General features: G+C 48.3%; 18 protein-coding genes. All 18 read right to left on the bottom strand.

Going from position 1 to position 19,010, the window contains the following annotated elements:
* Window positions 1–5 precede the first annotated feature (5 nt).
* Window positions 6–437: a cell division protein SepF gene (locus ACSZLD_RS02520; RefSeq protein ID WP_377908145.1), complete on the bottom strand. Its 432-nt coding sequence runs from the start codon at window positions 435–437 to the stop codon at window positions 6–8.
* Between the two features lie 24 nt (window positions 438–461).
* Complete coding sequence (locus ACSZLD_RS02515) at window positions 462–1,142, bottom strand: YggS family pyridoxal phosphate-dependent enzyme (RefSeq protein ID WP_444684138.1); 681 nt, start codon at window positions 1,140–1,142, stop codon at window positions 462–464.
* Between the two features lie 159 nt (window positions 1,143–1,301).
* Window positions 1,302–2,435 carry a cell division protein FtsZ gene (gene ftsZ, locus ACSZLD_RS02510; protein ID WP_377908143.1) on the bottom strand — a complete coding sequence of 378 codons (1,134 nt, stop codon included), beginning with the start codon at window positions 2,433–2,435 and terminating at the stop codon, window positions 1,302–1,304.
* Window positions 2,436–2,482: 47 nt separating this feature from the next.
* The gene (ftsA, locus tag ACSZLD_RS02505) at window positions 2,483–3,784 is read right to left on the bottom strand and encodes a cell division protein FtsA (protein ID WP_377908142.1); all 1,302 of its coding nucleotides are present in this window, start codon (window positions 3,782–3,784) and stop codon (window positions 2,483–2,485) included.
* Window positions 3,785–3,896: 112 nt separating this feature from the next.
* Entirely contained in the window at window positions 3,897–4,235 is a 339-nt protein-coding gene (locus tag ACSZLD_RS02500) for a DUF1290 domain-containing protein (protein WP_377908141.1), read from the bottom strand.
* A complete protein-coding gene (locus ACSZLD_RS02495; RefSeq protein WP_444684137.1) occupies window positions 4,232–4,900 on the bottom strand; it encodes a DUF881 domain-containing protein in 669 nt (222 codons plus the stop codon). Before ACSZLD_RS02495 ends, ACSZLD_RS02500 begins: the two co-directional genes overlap by 4 nt.
* Window positions 4,897–5,550: a DUF881 domain-containing protein gene (locus ACSZLD_RS02490; protein WP_444684136.1), complete on the bottom strand. Its 654-nt coding sequence runs from the start codon at window positions 5,548–5,550 to the stop codon at window positions 4,897–4,899. The genes ACSZLD_RS02495 and ACSZLD_RS02490 overlap by 4 nt, the downstream gene beginning before the upstream one ends.
* A complete protein-coding gene (locus tag ACSZLD_RS02485; RefSeq protein ID WP_444684135.1) occupies window positions 5,537–6,430 on the bottom strand; it encodes a cell division protein FtsQ/DivIB in 894 nt (297 codons plus the stop codon). Before ACSZLD_RS02485 ends, ACSZLD_RS02490 begins: the two co-directional genes overlap by 14 nt.
* Window positions 6,431–6,452: 22 nt before the next feature.
* Window positions 6,453–7,541, bottom strand: coding sequence for an undecaprenyldiphospho-muramoylpentapeptide beta-N-acetylglucosaminyltransferase (gene murG / locus ACSZLD_RS02480; RefSeq protein WP_444684134.1), 1,089 nt, complete (start codon window positions 7,539–7,541; stop codon window positions 6,453–6,455).
* Window positions 7,538–8,914: a UDP-N-acetylmuramoyl-L-alanine--D-glutamate ligase gene (gene murD / locus ACSZLD_RS02475; RefSeq protein WP_444684133.1), complete on the bottom strand. Its 1,377-nt coding sequence runs from the start codon at window positions 8,912–8,914 to the stop codon at window positions 7,538–7,540. The genes murG and murD overlap by 4 nt, the downstream gene beginning before the upstream one ends.
* Window positions 8,914–9,885 carry a phospho-N-acetylmuramoyl-pentapeptide-transferase gene (gene mraY, locus ACSZLD_RS02470; protein WP_377908134.1) on the bottom strand — a complete coding sequence of 324 codons (972 nt, stop codon included), beginning with the start codon at window positions 9,883–9,885 and terminating at the stop codon, window positions 8,914–8,916. Before mraY ends, murD begins: the two co-directional genes overlap by 1 nt.
* Window positions 9,886–9,901: 16 nt before the next feature.
* Window positions 9,902–11,095, bottom strand: a complete 1,194-nt coding sequence (locus ACSZLD_RS02465; RefSeq protein ID WP_444684132.1) for a hypothetical protein — start codon at window positions 11,093–11,095, stop codon at window positions 9,902–9,904.
* Window positions 11,092–12,561, bottom strand: coding sequence for a UDP-N-acetylmuramoyl-L-alanyl-D-glutamate--2,6-diaminopimelate ligase (locus ACSZLD_RS02460; RefSeq protein ID WP_444684131.1), 1,470 nt, complete (start codon window positions 12,559–12,561; stop codon window positions 11,092–11,094). Before ACSZLD_RS02460 ends, ACSZLD_RS02465 begins: the two co-directional genes overlap by 4 nt.
* Window positions 12,562–12,623: 62 nt before the next feature.
* Entirely contained in the window at window positions 12,624–14,831 is a 2,208-nt protein-coding gene (locus ACSZLD_RS02455) for a penicillin-binding protein (RefSeq protein ID WP_444684130.1), read from the bottom strand.
* 99 nt (window positions 14,832–14,930) lie between these two features.
* Window positions 14,931–15,287, bottom strand: a complete 357-nt coding sequence (gene ftsL / locus ACSZLD_RS02450; RefSeq protein WP_377908130.1) for a cell division protein FtsL — start codon at window positions 15,285–15,287, stop codon at window positions 14,931–14,933.
* 15 nt (window positions 15,288–15,302) lie between these two features.
* Window positions 15,303–16,232 (bottom strand): 16S rRNA (cytosine(1402)-N(4))-methyltransferase RsmH, encoded by a 930-nt coding sequence (rsmH, locus tag ACSZLD_RS02445; protein WP_444684129.1) that lies wholly within the window; start codon window positions 16,230–16,232, stop codon window positions 15,303–15,305.
* Window positions 16,233–16,251: 19 nt separating this feature from the next.
* The gene (mraZ, locus tag ACSZLD_RS02440; RefSeq protein WP_377908127.1) at window positions 16,252–16,677 is read right to left on the bottom strand and encodes a division/cell wall cluster transcriptional repressor MraZ; all 426 of its coding nucleotides are present in this window, start codon (window positions 16,675–16,677) and stop codon (window positions 16,252–16,254) included.
* Between the two features lie 573 nt (window positions 16,678–17,250).
* Window positions 17,251–18,861, bottom strand: a complete 1,611-nt coding sequence (gene bshC / locus ACSZLD_RS02435) for a bacillithiol biosynthesis cysteine-adding enzyme BshC (protein ID WP_444684128.1) — start codon at window positions 18,859–18,861, stop codon at window positions 17,251–17,253.
* Window positions 18,862–19,010: the final 149 nt, after the last annotated feature.

Raw genomic sequence — 19,010 nt, 5'->3', positions numbered from 1 at the left:
CCTTGTTATTCGTGAAGCATTTCAGAAATGCTGCCGCTGACATCAACGTTATCAGGGGTGCAAAGGAAAATTTGTTCACCCAGCTTTTGAATATCCCCGCCAATAGCATAAACTGTTCCGCTTAAAAAATCGACGATCCGCCTTGCCTGATCACGGGGAAGGCGCTGAAGGTTGATGACCACTGCTTTCCTGTTCTTTAATTCATCAGCAATATCCTGCACTTCATCATACGAGTGCGGCTCAAGCAGCATCACTTTTGATCCTTGCTGTGAAGTCACGGAGCTGAGGCTGACCACGTTCTGACGCTCCTGCTTCTTCGATTTTTTAATTCTGGCAGGCGGCTGGTACTCTTCCGGTTCTTCTTCGACAACAATTTCCTTTTCTTCGTACTCATCTTCCATGTCGAAAAACCGCTTAAGTTTATTTTTAAACGTCATGGCTGTCTCCTTTCGATCAGAAGATTATTGAGACCCTACGAGAGATGAACCGAGCCTGATATACGTTGCTCCCTCTTCGACTGCAATATGATAGTCATTCGACATGCCCATCGACAGCTCCGTGCAAGGAGCATGGGGCAGCTTTTTCGCTGCTGTTTCATCGCGCAGCTCTCGAAGCTTTTGAAAGTAAGGTCTGACTTCTTCCGGATCGTCTGTGTAAGGGGCCATTGTCATTAAACCAATCACTCTTACGGCTGGATAATGTTGAAGCATATCCAAAAAGCCTGGCAGCTCATCTGCTCGAATACCTGCTTTGGATTCTTCTCCGCTTACATTAAGCTGAATGAAACAATCAGTAATCATTCCATCTTCTGAGCGCTTTTGTATTTCTTTTGCGAGTGACTTCCGGTCCAGTGAATGGATAATGCGATATGCATGAAGCAGATCTTTTACCTTGCGCGACTGAAGGCTGCCAATAAAGTGCCAGTTGACGTGATCGCCAAGAGCTTCATACTTTTCCATTGCACCTTCAAGACGATTCTCTCCAAAATCTGTTATGCCTGCTGCTACCGCCTCTCGTGCCCGTTCAATCGACACGTACTTGGTAACTGCTATGATGGTCACATCTTTCTCATCTCTTCCGCTTTTTTGACAAGAAGCTCGAATCTTCTCGTTCACAACTGCTAACTGTTCTGAAACGGACACTGCTGTCGACCTCCCACTTGACTCTTGTACCTATAATCATAAAGAAAATAAGGGTAACAGGCAATCTTTTCTTCCTAATGAAAGGCCCGTTGAAGCTCAGCAGTTACAGAAAATGAGCCCGGGGAGAGCTTCTCCCGGGCTCATGAGCAGCTGGACAGATCAGCGCTTCCTTCTGTTACGCAGAAAAGCAGGGATATCAAGAGCCTCTTCCTGCTGCTCCTGTTCAGGCTCATGGTGCTCTGCCTGCGGCTGCGGCTCCTGTTTTGGAACTTCCTTGCCGGCTTGCGCCTGCTGTGGTCGTGATGTACGTCCCGCCTTCACTTGGGTGCGCTGCTGGATTTTTTCATCAAATCCCGTAGCGATTACTGTCACGACAATCTCGTCTTTCAGGTTTTCGTTGATGACCGAACCGAAAATCATGTTGACTTCTTCATCCGATGCGGATGAAACAATTTCTGCTGCTTCATGTACTTCAAACAGGCTGAGATTCGCTCCGCCTGTAATGTTCATGAGTACGCCTTGTGCACCATCTACGCTCGTTTCAAGAAGCGGAGAGGAAATAGCTTTTTTGGCAGCTTCCGCTGCACGGCTTTCTCCTGTGGCAACACCAATTCCCATCAGTGCAGAGCCTTTTTCGCTCATAATGGTTTTTACATCGGCAAAGTCAAGGTTGATCAGACCCGGAACAGCGATGAGATCTGAAATGCCCTGAACACCTTGACGCAGAACATTATCGGCCTCACGGAACGCTTCCAGCATCGGAGTGTTTTTATCGACTATTTCAAGCAGTCGATCATTTGGAATGACGATCAGCGTATCGACTTTTTCTTTCAATGCTTCGATTCCGGCTGCTGCCTGCGTCATCCGCTTCCGGCCTTCGAAAGTAAATGGACGTGTGACAACGCCTACTGTTAAAGCACCAGCATCCTTGGCAATTTCAGCGATAACCGGAGCAGCACCGGTTCCCGTGCCGCCGCCCATTCCGGCTGTGATAAACACCATATCAGCACCCTGCATATGTTCTTCGAGCTGGTCACGGCTTTCCTCGGCAGCTTTTTTGCCAATTTCAGGGTTCGCCCCTGCGCCAAGACCTCGTGTCAGCTTGCCGCCAAGCTGAAGACGTTCGCTGGCTTGTGACATTTGAAGCGCCTGTGCATCTGTATTAAGGGCAATAAACTCCACACCCTGAAGTCCGTTTTCAATCATACGGTTGACAGCATTGCTGCCGCCTCCGCCGACGCCAATTACCTTTATCGTTGCGAGTGATTCTGTTTCCATTTCAAACTCTAACATAGTAGCGATCCTCCAATCCGATTATGCCGGAACCTGTCCGGGTCAGCCTATTCTAAAAACGATTTAAACATGCTAGAGACCCGTTTTTTTAGTCCTGGGCCTGTCTTTGCCGGCTTTTTCGCCTGCGGACGGGGTCTTTCCCGTTCACGTCTCGGTTCGTCCTGAACGCCTGCTGCAACTGGTGAGCTTTCAAGTCCTGCATCAAGATCTTTTCCCTGCACCCGGGCGTTCTTATGGGCGAACGTGATCAAACCGACACCGTTCGTATACTGAGGTTCGCGGACGCCGATGTAGTCCGGCACCGAAATTCGTACGTTCTGCTGAAAAATATCTCTGGCAAGGTCAAGCATACCTGGAATCTTGGCATTTCCTCCGGTCAATACAAACCCTCCCGGAAGATCATCGTATCCCATTCGGCGAAGCTCCTGCTCCACGAGCATAAAAATTTCTTCTGCCCGCGGTTCAATCACATTCGCCAGCTGCCACTGTGAAAATTCCTGCGGCTGGTCGCTGCCGATTTCGGATACTTCAAACATCTCATCATCTGAAGCCTCTTCAATAAGAGCATGACCGAACTGTACCTTTACTTCCTCAGCTTCTTCAGTAGATGTCCGAAGTCCAACGGAAATATCATTTGCAATGTGCGTACCGCCTACCGGTATTTGCCTCACTGCCTGAAGGGCACCATGCTGGAATACAGAAATCGTCGTGGAACCTCCTCCAAGATCGATAAGGCCGACTCCGAGTCCTTTTTCATCTTTAGAAAGAGCAATGGCGCCAGCCGCAAGCGGCTCGAGCACAATATCTGCTGTTGTGAGGCCTGCTTTTTCCACACATCGGAGCAGGTTATGAAGCACCGTGCGAGAACCCGTCACGATCAGTCCTTCCATTTCCAACCTGACTCCGATCATTCCCCGCGGATCATTGATCTCATCGAGTCCGTCTACGATAAACTGCTTCGGTACTACGTCAATGATTTCCCGGTCAGGTGGAATGGACATCACCTGCGCGGCATCAATGACACGCTTTACATCTTCATCACCAATTTCACGGTGCTCACTTGAAACAGCCACTACTCCGTGACAAGGCTGTAATTTGATGTGATTGCCCGTGACACCGACGATCACGTTGCGAATTTCCATACCTATCATACGCTCAGCTTTTTCAACTGCCTCTTTAATCGATCGGACAGTTTCATCAATGTCCACGATGGCTCCTTTACGGAGACCGGATGATGGAACTTCGCCGACTCCGATAATGTTAAGGGCACCGCTCGACACTTCGCCGATCACCACCCGTACATTCGATGTACCAATATCAAGCGTTACATATGTATGCTCATAATTCATTCAATCAGGCACCTCCCCCGGTTATCCATTCAATAAGATTAATTCAGTTTCTATATAAACTAGTTCGTTCTCACTGCTGAAAGTCCTGCCGTAAAGTCATAGAAAAAAACAGTCAACGGTTAAAAAGTTGCTTCCTTATATCAGAGGCATCGCGAAATATTCGTAATGTTAATACAATGGAAACGACTATGTACAAGTCTACACTAAGTTGGTGTCCTAGAAAAGCGATTATCGTACCTAAAATCAGATTCGTTACAAATCCGTAAAAAAACATTTTTTCACAAAACACACGTTCGACAAACGCTTTCATTCCGCCGGTTATGCTTAGTAATAATGTTAGAATCCAAACCGCTGCATAAGATTCGTAGCCACCTGGCAGTTCCCCTTGATAAAATACTCCAGTTATTATCCCTGCACACACTGCGACGGCAAGTGTTACAACCAATTTCACTCGTCTTCCTCCTCGGCCGGCTCTGCCGTCTGAAGCCTGTACGAACCATCAAATCCCGGTACATCAACTTGCTTGAGCTCAAGCGTCAGCTCAAATCCTTCTGACTTCAGGAGCATGGCTGCCTCTGACGCATTGATTCGATCTTTTGCGAGCTCCGGTGAGGGAGCAGTGAGGGAAATAGCAACCGGGAGCGAGCCAGCACTGTGCCCATCCACCAGCGTGCGGCCATTTACTTCCCGGATCGACGTCCGGGCTGTAATACGTTCTTGGCCGACCGACGCAGCTTCGGCTCCAGCTTGGAAGCTGTCGTTCAATAAGAGCCTCAGCAAATCCGGCGGCAAGTGGATCCCCTCATCATTCGGATCAAATACTGTAAGAACGATTCCGTCTCCTGAGATCTCGGTCAGCGAGGCCGCTGCTTCCAGTCGCTTTACTGCAGAATCAGCTGCGGGCGTGCTGTCTGGTTCATCCAGAAGTGCAAGCCTTCGCTCGAGCATCGCAGCTTCTGCGAGCAGTTCTTCCTGCCTTTCAGCTTCATACAAGAGCAGCTGCTGCAAGCTGCCTTCATCTTCATAAGCTGGAGAAGAAGTGAGTGAGCTGCCTAAGGCATGGCTGCATACCGCTGTAAACAAGAAAACCGCCGTCCCAATAAGCACATGCTTCATCCGACCTCGCCTCCAGTGCGTACTTCAGGAATTATGATTTCATTCAACGTTTCCATCCGTACCTGAACATTATCCGCTAACAGCTCATAAACTGCACCGCCACGCAATTCCATGGACGCTTCCAGAACGCTGCTGTCTCCGATTGCTTCAACGACAAACGGAGCTGTTGAACGGATCCCGTCCACTTCGATCACTGGACCGATGCATTTAATGTAAGAGGACTGACTAAGCCTGACTCCATTGACAGCGACCGCTTCTGCTCCTGCGGTTAACAACTCGTCTACCGCCCTTTGGACGTGCTGCTCATGAACAAGAAAAGCTGAAGGGTTATCGCTGTCTGTAGTTGTATCATCAAGTTCTACACGCAGACCTTCGCCTTTTACAGCTACGTCTCCGGCAAGCATTCGAAGCCGCATCAGCTGCTCTTCGGTTACGGTTGACGCATCCTGCGCAGCTGACAATTCTTCCTGCTCCCTTAAAGAACGCTGAAGTCCTTCAACTTGCTCCTCCAGCAATTCATTTTCTATCTGAAGTGCTGCAGCTTCTGCTTCATCACTAACAAATCCTTCCTCTGACTCTATCGAGCTGCTAATGGCCAGTCCCGCCAGCAGACTGACAAAAAAGACAGCCGCAGCACTAATCCACTTCATCCGCGTCCGCTGCCTCCCCGTCTCCCGCTGTATCCTCTTCTGCCTCTTCTGCCGGCTCATCGGCGGATTCCTCCGGAGGAACGTCATCAACGATACCGCCGCCGGATTCTTCTCCTTCCATGGGCTCTTCTTCTTCATCAATTTCGGCAAATGATTCAAAGTATGGGTTGATACGCATATGAATGATACCCTCTTCACTGCTGTCGAGCTGACCTGCAACTGCTGCGTAAGGCTCCATACGGTCGGCAAACGATGAAACCGTTGTACTGACGACATTCCCGTCATTCATATAAAGAGTCAGCCTCTCCGGGTCATTTTCCACCGGATCGTGAATGATGTCGGAAATGGCATACTGGACGGAAGTACTCATGCGGTTTATTTCTTGAGCCAGTTTAGTCAGCATTTCTCCCTCTTCAAAACCATGCAGGACAGGAGCATCCCCTGGAGGACGTTCCATTTCTACAATGTTACCGTTGCTTAAAACCGGATTATAAGAGCTTCCTGCTGATGCATATGCTGCAGTCCTGTACTCTTCTACTTCGATCCGCACCGTTGATGGCCACGTCCTGCGAATCGATGCCTCTTCTATCGTTTCGTGAGAGAGAATAGAAGCCGTATGCTCATCAAGATCAAGTCCCCACATCTTCATACCTCGTTCAATACCTGATACAGCTTCTATTTCCTCGGCCCCTGTAAACGCTGCACCTTCTACATGGATTGAACGTACATCGCTCAGACTGCTTTGAAGGTAAACTGCAGTACCAATCAACAGCAGCAAAACGGAAAGATAGAGCAGGAAGCGTTTGCGTGCCCGTCTCTTTCTGTCAGCTTGAAGCTTTGGCAGTTTATGCTCAAGGTCGACCACTCTGTCCCTGCTCATTTTCCCCCTCCTTTTCCTTTATTTATGAGCGTTTTAACGCGTGCAGCTCTTCCGAGAGTAAAGCTGCTGCCTGCGGCATGCCAGCTTCCCTCGCTTTTTGACTCATGGCTGCTGCTGTTTCCGGATCAAATAAAGAATCCAGTGCCGCGACAAGGGTTTCTGCAGTCAGATTTTTCTCTTCGATCATCAAGGCAGCACCCTTTTTTACGTAAGCATCCGCATTATGAAATTGGTGATTTTCTGTTACATACGGACTTGGTATATACACTGCAGGTACACCTAGCGCTGTCAATTCTGCTATAGAAGTCGCTCCGGCACGCCCCACAGCTCCACGGACCTGTCTTAACAGAGCCGGCATGTTTTCAACGTACGGGACGGTAATAATAGAGTCGGCTTTCTTTTCAGGGAGCTCTTGCTGGATAGCATCATAATGAACGCTCCCCGTTACATAGAGAACCTGGTACTCTTTTTCAGCCAGCTCGCTGTATGCTTGTAATACTGCCTTATTAATTGGAGCCGCGCCTCGGCTTCCACCGGCTATGACGAAAACAGGCTGATCCGGATTAAGTCCATATTCCTTCAGAATCGCAGGCGTATCCTCTGCCTCTACTGCTTCTGATGCACGTGGATTTCCTGTATAGACCACTTTTTTCTCCGGGAACCTCGTTACAGCTTCATCAAAGCATACCGCGACCCGGTCGGCGTATCTGGCGAGAAATTTATTCGTGATGCCTGGCACGCTGTTCTGTTCGTGAATAAGTGTCGGAATTCCAAGCTTTGCTGCAGCATAAACGACCGGCCCGCAAACATAGCCCCCAGTGCCGACAACAACATCCGGCTTAAATTCTTTTAAATAGGCCTTTGATTGACGGACTGCTTTAACAAAACGAAAGACGGTTTTAACGTTTTCAACTGATAGGCTGCGCTTGAACCCTGTAATATGCACACTCTTAAATAAAATGTCTGCATCTGGAACCAGCGTTGATTCGAGCCCCCGCTCAGTTCCGATGTACAACACATCGGTCTCTTCTTTTTGCTGCAAGTGGCGAATAAGCGCCAGAGCCGGATAAATATGACCGCCCGTCCCTCCGCCTGATACTGCGATTCTCATGTATGATTCCCCGCTTTCTTCCCAGTTGCCTGCTCAACTGCGTGGATAAATGTTCTCCCTCGTTCTTCGAAGGTAGAAAACTGGTCCCAGGAGGCGCAAGCGGGTGAAAGCAGGATCACATCCCCTTCACGAGACACATCAATCGCTAGCTCTACTGCTTTTTCGAGCGTTTCAGTCTGATGCCGCTCTGGTACGCCGGCTGATTCTCCTGCTTCAAGCAGTTTACCTGCTGTTTCTCCATATGAAATCAGGCCATGAACGTTCGACATTTCCGGAATCAGTCCATCAAAAGAAAGCCCGCGGTCGAGTCCTCCAGCAATAAGGATAACTGGCTGTGTAAACGCCTGAAGCGAGGTGACTGCTGCAGGAACATTGGTAGCCTTGGAGTTATTAAAAAAGGTTCTTTCTTTCCAGACCATGACATGCTGCAAACGATGCTCGACGCCGCCGAACTGGCGAAGAACAGATTTAATTTGTTCCAGTTCAGCTCCAGCTGCAGCTGCAGCTGCGGCTGCAGCAAGACCGTTAGCGATGTTATAGCTTCCCGGCAGTGAAAAGTCTGTTTCGCGCACTAATTTCTCTCCGTGGAGGCAGAGCCAGCCATCAAATAGACAAGCACCGTCTGCCAGCTTTTTTTTTGTTGAAAATGGAATTTTTATGGAAGGTGCTGATTCGACCATGCTGCAGACAATCGGGTCATCCGCATTGTAGACGAGCGTATCTGATTCTGTCTGGTTACGGAAAAGCATTGCTTTCGCTTCTATGTAAGCCTCTTTCGAACCGTGATAGTCCAAATGAGCATCGGCAATATTTAATAGCACCGCCACATTTGGACGAAAATTAACTGTACCCATCAGCTGAAAGCTGGAAAGTTCCGTTACCATCACATGATCGCTTGATGCCTGCCGAACAACTTTTGATGCGGTCTCTCCAATGTTTCCAGCGAGCAGCGGCTGACGGCTGCTGCCCTTCAGCATTTCGTGAATATAGGTGGTCGTAGTTGTTTTACCGTTAGATCCCGTGATTCCAATCATGTCACAGGGAGCGGCATCGTAAGCAGCCTCTACCTCTGTAATAATCGGTATGCCTGCTTCCACCGCTTTTTGAACGAGTTCATGATCGTACCGGATACCCGGGTTTTTCACGAGTACTTCCGGCTTTTCTTCAATCAGCTCCGGAGGATGACTTCCGCAGACCGTCCGTATTCCCAGCGACTGAAGTTCTTGCGCAAGTTCATTTTCATCAAATGCCAGGCTGTCATTAACAGTTACATCAGCACCGAGCTGGTGAAGCAGATAGGCTGCTTCTGTCCCGCTCCGTGCAAGTCCTAAAATGAGAACGCGCCGGTTTTTCCAATCGTTTTTTGAAAACATTATAATACCTCCAGCATAATACCGGCAGCTGCACATAGCACACCGATGGTCCAGAATGTCGCGACCACCCGCCACTCACTCCAGCCGGAAAGTTCGAAATGGTGGTGGATCGGGCTCATCTTGAATATTCGTTTCTTTCTTAATTTAAAGGAAGCCACCTGCAAGATAACGGACAGAGTTTCGATTACGAATACACCGCCGATTATAATCAACAGCAGCTCCGTTTTTGTCAGCACTGCCGTCATGGCAAGCGCTCCACCGATCGCCAGCGAACCGGTATCGCCCATGAATACTTTAGCAGGATGTGCATTAAAAACAAGAAAACCTAAAAGTGCTCCTGTCAAAGCCATCGCAAACACTGCGGTTGAAAACAAACCTGCTGCATAAGCAATGAAAGCGAAGGCCGTAAAGGCTGCAGCAGCGGTACCCGCTACCAGTCCGTCCAGGCCGTCGGTTAAATTGACCGCGTTGCTCGCTCCAACGAGCATCACAATAATGAGCGGGAAATAAAGCCAGCCGACATCAACAGCGAGCTCTGTCCCGGGTACGCTGATCTCTGTAGACAAGCCTGTCGCAAGCAGGATGATGTAAACAAGAGTTGAGATCCCTACCTGCCCTAAAAATTTCTGTTTCGATGTAAGACCTAGATTACGTTTTTTTACTACTTTAATGTAATCATCCAGGAACCCGAGCAGACCAAAGCCTAACAGCACAATGAAGATAAGAATCAGCTCAATGTTGATGCCGTAATAAAATCCTGATGCTGCTGCTGAAGCGGCAACTGCGGCTCCAAGAATAATCAAACCGCCCATCGTCGGAGTTCCCGTCTTTTTTTGGTGGGACTGAGGCCCCTCCTCACGGATGCTTTGTCCAAACTTCAGTCTTCGTAAATATGGAATAATAAATGGTGAACTAATCACCGTTAAAGTAAATGCTAAAATCAAGGCAGGAATCAGCCCGGTGTCAAACATGCGGTAGTACCCCTCTCTAATCTCTGTTCAATTCGTGCAAAATTTCGTAAATCATTTCTCTGTTTGCGCCTTTATACATAATTAAATTATTGCCGACGAGTGCTTCTTTCAGCTTATCGATGGCATCTACATGCGTTTTATAGTAAAACGAGATGACATCGTCACGCTGCGCTCTCTCCAGTGCATCATGCACCCAGAAAGCTTTCTCGCCAACAGCAATCACATCTGTTATAGCAATGGTAATATGCTTTGCAAAAAGCTCGTGCACCGCCTTGTGATATCTGTCAGACTGGAAACCTTCATCAATAATTAAGTACCTGCGGTCATAATTGCCTGTGTGGGACAGCCAGCCTAATGAATAATCGAGCTCTGCCTCCTCCATAGCCTCAGACTCAAACAGCACATAACCGCCATTCATCGCAGGCATGACCTGGAATCCAAATACCTCCGGACGCAAAAACGAGGCTGGCGGGTGTGTTTTTCCGGTAAGTCTTCTATAGCTGTTTTCAGCAGTTTGAATAAGCGGCGCATAGACGGCCAGCCAATCCGGCAGGTCGTTCCGGTCTGCAGAAGGAGACGGCGGAAACAAGGTAGTCACAATTGTTCCAGCATCATTTGACGCTTTTGTATAAGCGGCATCTACAGTACAAACCAGCGATATTTCCGGTTTCAAAAGGCCTGCTAAAGATTCTCTCCGTTTATCATTTTCTTCGATATGCAAAAAGACAACTTCCGTATCTGTATCAAGTGACAGAATCAGCTCGGCATCTGACGCGGACTCCAGCTGACGCTCATTTAAAACCGCTGTTTTCCTTCCTTTCATCCATGCTGTCATCATTCTCAGCATCACACCTGCCGTATAATCCCCCTCTACCAGCACAACCTTTGCTTTATGATGCTGCAGGTAATAAGCTGCGAGGTCTTTACATACCTGTTCCGGACTGTCTGTCATAAACAGTGGAAAATGTTCCGGGATTGTATCCGGCACCGGCTCGGTCTTACGCCATAAAGCAGCTGCTGCTCCGCCTTCAACCGCTGCTTCAATAAACTGGTGGCCATCATAGCGGGGTCCGCTCACAGGCACAAACAGACTGCCTTCCACCACTTCGTAAATACTGCTTGTAACATTTGCAAACTCCTGAACATCTGTATTTCCTCTTTGAGATGAAGCATATGCAGACAACAGTTCCGGCGTCACAAAAATACTCAATAGCCCCACTCCTTCAGCGCGGTTTCAGCTTCTTTCCTGTCATCGAACTCGGTGCGGACTCCATTAATTTCCTGGTACGTTTCATGCCCTTTACCCGCAATCAGCACAACATCACCTGCTTTAGCATGCAAAATTGCTTTTCTGATTGCTTCTCGACGGTCAGACTCCACAAGAAAGTCCGTTGAACTCATCCCCTGTTTCATGTCTTCAAGAATAGCATCCGGATCTTCAGATCTTGGATTATCAGATGTAAGGATTGTCAGCGAACTTCTCGCTTCTGCCGCTGCGGCCATGAGCGGACGCTTCGTCTTATCGCGGTCCCCTCCGCACCCGACGACCGTAATAACATCGCCGGTTGAAACTTCCTTGATTGTATCCAGTACATTTTCGAGACTGTCTGGAGTATGTGCATAATCGACGATGACGTGCACCGGGTGAACGGATTCCACCGGTTCGAATCTGCCCCGGACTCCTTTCAGGTTTTCGAGGTCTGCCGCGATTGTACGAAGCTCAATGCCTTGAGCATAAAGAGCTCCCGCAGCTGCAAGGACGTTGTAGACAGAAAATCGTCCGGGAAGAGAGATGCGGATTGGATACGATTCGCCAAAACCATTCAAGCGAAACTGGCTCCCTGATGGGTCCAGCTTCAAATCTGATGCCTGCAGATCTGCTTCAGAGTGAATGCCGTAGGTAACAACTGGTACTGCCGAAGCTCTTATCATGACAGACGCATACGGATCATCGCTGTTAATGACCGAAACCGGAAGCGGATATCGATTAAACGAAGAACCAAGCTGCGAAAACAACAGACTTTTCGCATGTGCATAGTCATCCATATCTTTGTGATAATCAAGGTGATCCTGAGATAAATTCGTAAAGACTGCCGTTTGAAATGCCGTACCATGGATTCTTCCACCTGCCAGCGCGTGCGATGACACTTCCATTGCTACCGTTTCAGTTCCTGCCGAGCTCATGTTATGAAGCAATTTCTGCAGCGTAATTGATTCCGGCGTTGTATTCGCTGACGCTACTGTTTTTCCTGCATAACGAGTATACATTGTACCTATAACGCCGCACGCTTTGTCTCTCATCTCCAATAGCTGTTCGATATAATGAGTTACCGATGTTTTTCCATTCGTCCCGGTAACTCCGATCATCGTCAGCTTGGCACTTGGGTGTCCGTAGAAGTCTGCCGCCAGTACAGCCATGGCCCGTCGTGAGCTGCCTGTTACGATTTCCGGCAGTCCGATATTGAGCCTTCGCTCTGTCACGATCGCAGCAGCTCCGGCCTCCTTAGCAGATTCAGCAAATGTATGCCCGTCAACCGTATATCCTGGAATACAGAAAAACAAATCGCCTTGCTTTAGATTGCGATTATCCATCTCCATTCCTGTGATGGCAACATCACTTCCGTACACATGCTTAATTGGAAGCCGTTCAGCTAGTTTGTATAGTGTTGTAGTCATTAGTATCACCCTTCGGCATCATCGCTGCTAAGAATTATGATATTCCCCGAATGAATTGGACGTTAATCCATGAAGAAAGTTTCATCGTCTTCATCTTCGTCTTCGTTATCATCTTCATCTGTTTCCTCTTCCACCTGCTCACCCGGCTCGTCCATATCGAGCAGAATCCGAATTGTTCCAGCTCCTGACGTAGAGCTCCCTGGCTCTGGTCGTTGATCGACTGCGAAACCCTGGCCTTCCGACTCCACCTGCATATCCATAAGACTCGCTGCCTGCTGAACTGAACGCAGACTCCATCCGGACATATCCGGCATCGATGCATCCCCTTCTGTCTTCAAGAAAAGCTTCGTCCCGTGGGCGAGAGTCACACCTTCTTCAGCACTTTGACCAACGATCTCTCCGCCGTCTCCAAGCACGTAAACATCCAAGCCTTCTGCAATCAGCTGTTCAGAAACGTCTTCAGCCTGCGCACCGCTGTAGTCTTCGACGGTTATCTCAGTCCCGCCGTCTCCATCAATCTGAGATTCTTCGGTTGGAGCAATATTTAAATACTGCAGACTCTGTTCCATTACCTGTCTGAAGATCATTGAAACTGGTTCATTTCCAAGCTGACTAGGTTCAAGCTCCGGACGGTCAACGGCTACATAGACAATGACTTCCGGATCTTCTGCCGGAGCCATGCCGATGAAAGAAAAAATGTTCTTCCCGTGTCCAGACATATATCCTCCACCCTCTTCAGCAGGGATCTGGGCTGTTCCGGTTTTTCCGGCAACCTCAAATCCGTCAATGGCATAAGCCCTTCCTGTACCGGCTTCTTCGGTCACTACTGTTTTCATGATGTCCCGGACCTCTGCTGCTGTTTCAGCAGAAATCGGTTCACCTGCAATTTCAGGAGACGCTTCGTACACTGGTTCACCTGTCGTACCATCAGTAATGGCAGAAACAATATACGGATTCATCATTTTTCCATCGTTTGCGATTGCAGTTGCTGCTTTTACCTGCTGCATCGGAGAAACAGAGGTCGCCTGACCAAAAGCTGTGGTCGCTGCATCAATTGGATAGGTCTCCGCAACGTCCCCGCCATTGACCTCATTTGGAAGATCAATGCCTGTAGGCTCTCGAAAACCAAACTCTGTCACATATTCATACAGCTTTTCAGGTCCCAGTATTTCCATAGCAATTTTTGAAAATGCAACGTTGGATGAACGCTGCACTCCTTCGTTAAATGTGATGTCTCCCCAGCCTTCTCCATTATTATGATCGTGAATCCTTCGGTCGAAAATTTCATATGAACCAGACGTAAACTCTTCGTCTCCTTCATACACTCCTTCTTCAATTGCCGCAGCCAGCGTAAAAATTTTCATGGTGGAGCCAGGCTCGAACCTGGATGATATCACATAGTTCGTAAAGTTTTCGATATCTTCGTATTCATTCGGATTAAAGCTGGGCCGGTTTGACAGCGCAAGGATCTCTCCAGTTTCTGCATGTGCAGCAACAGCCATCATCCGCTCCGGCTCATACAGCTCGTCTACCTGATTCATCGTCTGCTCCATCGCCGTTTGAATTCGAGCGTCTATCGTGAGTGACACATCAGCTCCGTTTACTGGCTCTTGAATACGTTCTTCTACTCCAGCAAGCGGTACAGCGCGGCCGTCCTGCTGATAAGAGATTTCTCCTGGTTCATCCCGCAGATACTCATTCAAGCTGTTTTCAAGTCCCATTCTAGCTTCTGACATATCGCGCTCTGTATAGCCAATAACATGCGATGCAAAAGTCTGCATCGGGTAGTAACGGCGAGGATCTTCACGGAAAACGATACCCGGCAGCTCTAACTCCTCAACACTCCGCATTTTTTCAAAGCTCATGTTTTTCGCTGCAGGACCTAACTCGACCTGGTGGGACTCTCTGGACAACTGCGCTTCGAGGAACGCCGGATCCACTTCGAGCACTTCAGCAAGCTGGGACGCCGTATATCCAGGGTCCTCCACGTAAGAGGACTGACTGTCATCAAGTACAGCTACAATCGTATAAGAAGGAATCTCTTCGGCGAGTACCTCCCCTGTTCGATCGAGAATGGAACCCCGCTCTCCATCAATTTCCATTGTCTGCGTCCAGCGTCGCTCCAGCAGATTTTCAAGATCCACTTCCTGCACTTCTTTAGACGCCTGTATATACGCAAACCGTGAGAACATGATCAAGATAGCCGCTGCAAAAATCATCAAAATATACAACGCTCTGCGAGTAATGACTTTTTGTTTATCCGCTTCCATATACTCTCCTCCTGCTTCCTTCACTAAACGGGTTCAACAGCAGAAAAAACCTTTTCGGAACGCTCAGACCGAAAAAGTTTTTTTGGTAGAAAGACGACGTTAATCCTGCTGATGAAGCACTCTCACTTGTTCATCGTGCAAAGACATGCCGAGTTCGGATTGCGCTATCGTTAAAATGCGATCCGGATCGGATAATTCTTTGACCTGCAGAGTAAGACCGTCATTTACACTTGTCTGTTCCGTAATCGCTGCCTCTTTCCCCTGTGCATCATAGTTCAGCGAATAGAGCGAAGCGTAGTTTGATACGATCATGAAAGCTGCTGCTATGATGAGCGGTACAGCAAGCCCGTAAAGCAGCTTCTCTCCTTTTGTGATTCCGCTCTTATGTACTCGTCTGACAACCGTCTTCGTTTTACGTACCGGAGCCGGATTGTGCTGCTTCACTAGTGGACTCATGTTAATCCTCCCCTGTTATGCTCGCTTTTCTGCGATCCTCAATTTGGCGGAATGAGCTCTGTTATTGTTCTCAAGCTCCTCCTTGCCAGCTGTGACCGGTTTTCTCGTAATCAGCTTCAACTCCGGTTCCATTCCGTCTGGAATAACCGGCATCCCTCTTGGAAGTTCCGGCATGCTGCTTTTTTTCTTGAAAAACACTTTGCAAATACGATCTTCCAGTGAGTGAAACGTAATAACCGCTACACGACCACCTGGCTTTAACATATCTACTGCCTGACTGAGCGCTTCTTCAAATACCTTCAGTTCATCGTTAACGGCAATTCGTAAAGCTTGAAACGTCCGCTTCGCTGGATGTCCGCCTTTTCGTCTTGCCGGAGCAGGTATCGCTTCCTTAATGATATCGACTAGCTCAAACGTGGTTTCCACTGGCCGAACCGCTCTTCTTTTTTCAATTTGACGCGCGATCTGTTTGGCAAATTTCTCTTCCCCGTATGTATGAATAATATAATGAAGATCCTGAAAGCTCCATTCATTCACTACCTCATAAGCCGACAGCTCACTTGAAAGATCCATTCGCATATCAAGTCTGGCATCGAACCGGTAGCTGAACCCTCGCTCCGGAACATCGAACTGGGGAGAAGATACGCCTAAATCAAACAAAACACCATCCACTTCTGTTACGTTTTGCTCTTCCAGCCGGAGCTTCAAATTTCGGAAGTTATCCTGAATAAACGTCACAGGCCTTCCCTCTAATCGATCTGCAGCTGCCTGCAGCGCATGCTCATCCTGATCAAATGCAAACAGGCGCCCGCCTTCAGTCAGTTCGTCTAAAATGCGGCTGCTGTGTCCGCCGCCGCCCAGTGTACAATCGACATACGTGCCGTCCGGTTTAATAAGCAGCCCATCGACCGCCTCTTCTTTCATTACCGTTTCATGCTCAAACAACGTCTGCCCTCCCCTTCCATTATGTATCAAATAAACCCTCTGCCAGCTCGGCAAATGCATCAGCGGATTCATCCATGTAGGAATCCCAAGCCGCTTTATCCCAAATTTCCACTCTGGAAGATACTCCAATAACGACACATTCTTTTTCCAATCCTGCATAATTCCGCAGTGAAACAGGAATATTGATTCTATTTTGTTTGTCCAGGTCACATTCAGTCGCTCCAGAAAAGAAGAATCTCGTGAATGCTCTGGCATCTTTCTTCGTAAACGGAAGCTCGCGTAATTTGGACTCCATCTTCTGCCACTCTTCCTGCGGGTAGACGAACAAACACTGATCCATCCCCCGAGTAACGACAAAGCCGGATCCGAGGTTTTCACGGAACTTAGCCGGAATAATCATACGTCCCTTTGTGTCCATCTGATGCTCGAATTCGCCGATGAACATGCCAGTTCCACCCCTTCCCCCACTTCTTAATTCTAATCTACCACATCTCCCCACTCTCTACCACTCATTTTGGAAATCATTGATAAATATTCTGAATTTTTTCTGGAACTGTCACAATTTTATATAGTTAAGCGCTTTTACCTTATCGCAATAAAGCTTGTCCAGGTTTCTAACGTAATGAGCGTTCATGAAACCGTCAATTGAAGATAAATGAGTACTGAGGAGGGCATACTGCGAAGAAACACTTCTGGGGGCCTATACAGCGTCATGTACGATCAATAGCTCCCTCCTGTGACTTGCGTCGCTCATGTTACTCGACTGATGTTTGAGTGAGGTGTATCGACCTGCATCCATGATGAGTCCCAAAGCTGGTTCTGTTAATCAACCAGGGCTTCCTTCCTCGTTCATCATTTTACGTGCAACACAAAAAGAGACGGCACATGTACCGTCTCTTCAGCATAATAACGATCATATATTCTTTAGATTACCGATTTCAAAGCAGCCTCTATTCAATCATAAGAGTCGCACCTTTGCTTGAGGCCTGTTCCTGTTAAAGAGCAAACGATCAAAAGGCTACTCGCTGATGACAAAATGAACAGGATTTTCATGTTGCTGGCTGCGGAGTGCTTGCAGAAGCTTGATCGCCGCTGATGGGCCATAGCGATTCCAAAGACTTAATACCGATACCCACCGTTCCTGGGTGCTCCCCTTTAAAAGAATTTCTTCATCCGCTTCTGTTAACCGCCGCAGATCTGCTTCAATGTCTTCCTTCTGCTTTGCCATTACTGCTTCTTCAAAGGAATGAAGCATCGCATGAAACCTGGCCGCCCAGCGTTTGTTAAAATCTCTCCGTAATCCATACGCATCGGCTGCATGTGCAGCAAGCGCCTCCAGCCTTTCATATGCCTCCGAAAATACGGCGTCTTCCTCGGGAGACTTCAGTCCGACTTGTAATGATTCCGCCTTTTGCATCGCGGCTCCAGACTGCAGCTCCTCAAATCGAAGATCATATCGTTTCATTGTTTTTTGAGTCCTTCTGGAAAGAAACGTGATAGAATGGCGCAGCTTGACGACCGGCATGCGAATATCAAAAAGATGAAAGCTTTCGCGAAGGGTGCCCCAATAAGCGAGCTCACCTGCTCCAGCAGTGAAAGTCAGTACCGGCAAAAGCATATCCTGCATTAACGGGCGCGTCACGACATTATTGCTCATGCCGACCGTTTGCTGCTCCAGCATTCCTACAAGCTCCTGTTCACTCCAACCAGCCGGATTATGTTCTGTAAAGTAACGGCCGCCTTTGAAAAACAGCTGCTGACGAATTCCGTTTTCATGTACAAACAAATGTGCAGTAGAATCCGGCGGATCTATAGGCTCCGTTCCGGCTGCCTGTTGGAAAAAACCAGCTCCATCAGCGGCAGTTTGCTGCAGCATTTCAGTATGCGTAAGCAAGCGCCTGAAGCTTTCCTGCTCCAGCTTGCGAATCTCCGGGTCATGAGCATCGATCAGGACCAGTCCGGTTCCTGCAAACAGCTTCCCGGTTAACACAGCAAACCACTCTGTGTAGCTCATCCCCTCCCTAATCGACTCAAGCAGCTCCTCATACATCTGCTTCGTCCACTTTGTTTCTCCGAGCCAGGCGACAGCTTCTCTTACAGCGGCTTCTGCTTCTTCCACAGGGATGCTTGTTTCTGAAGCAGACCGCTTCCACTTGTTCGATCCGGCACTTTTTATTTTTTTAACTCCTGAATGATGATGGATATAGGCGTGATTAATTTCTTCTATGTCATGATCCTCTCCTGCAATCCAAAACACCGGGACCACAGGATGCTGAAGCTTCGTTTCCTGTAATTCCGCTTCTAGCAATATCGATATGATTTTATTCACCGTATACATCGGACCTAGAAACAATCCTGCCTGCTGACCGCCCGCAACAACTACGGCCTCTTCATCTCTCAGCCGTGCAATCTGCCGGAAGGAAGCTGGACAGGGAAAATAGGTTTTATGAAACGAAGTGAGAATATCAGCCAATTCTTTCCGCTTAAAAGATCGGGTGAGCAGCTCCGCTAATCTTTCGTTTTCCCGGCCGGGTATGTAATCATATCTGGCCGTCACAGCCGGATCCCTTCGCTCGTACAGAGCCGCCGGGGTCCCTTCAGATGGTAAAGATTCACAAAATACGTCCATGTCCGCCAACCTTTCTCCTTACAATATCCCGTTTAGTATAGCAGAAGAAGGCATTGTCCTAAACCGAAGAGACTTCAGTCACCTGCTTGCCTGCAGGAAGCTGCACAGTCGTCTTCTGCCTCGATGAACAGGCTTCCAATAGTTCAAGC

The sequence above is a fragment of the Alkalicoccus luteus genome (assembly GCF_052061695.1).
Lineage (GTDB): Bacteria > Bacillota > Bacilli > Bacillales > Salisediminibacteriaceae > Alkalicoccus > Alkalicoccus luteus.
This window is presented reverse-complemented; position numbering and strand designations above follow the sequence as displayed.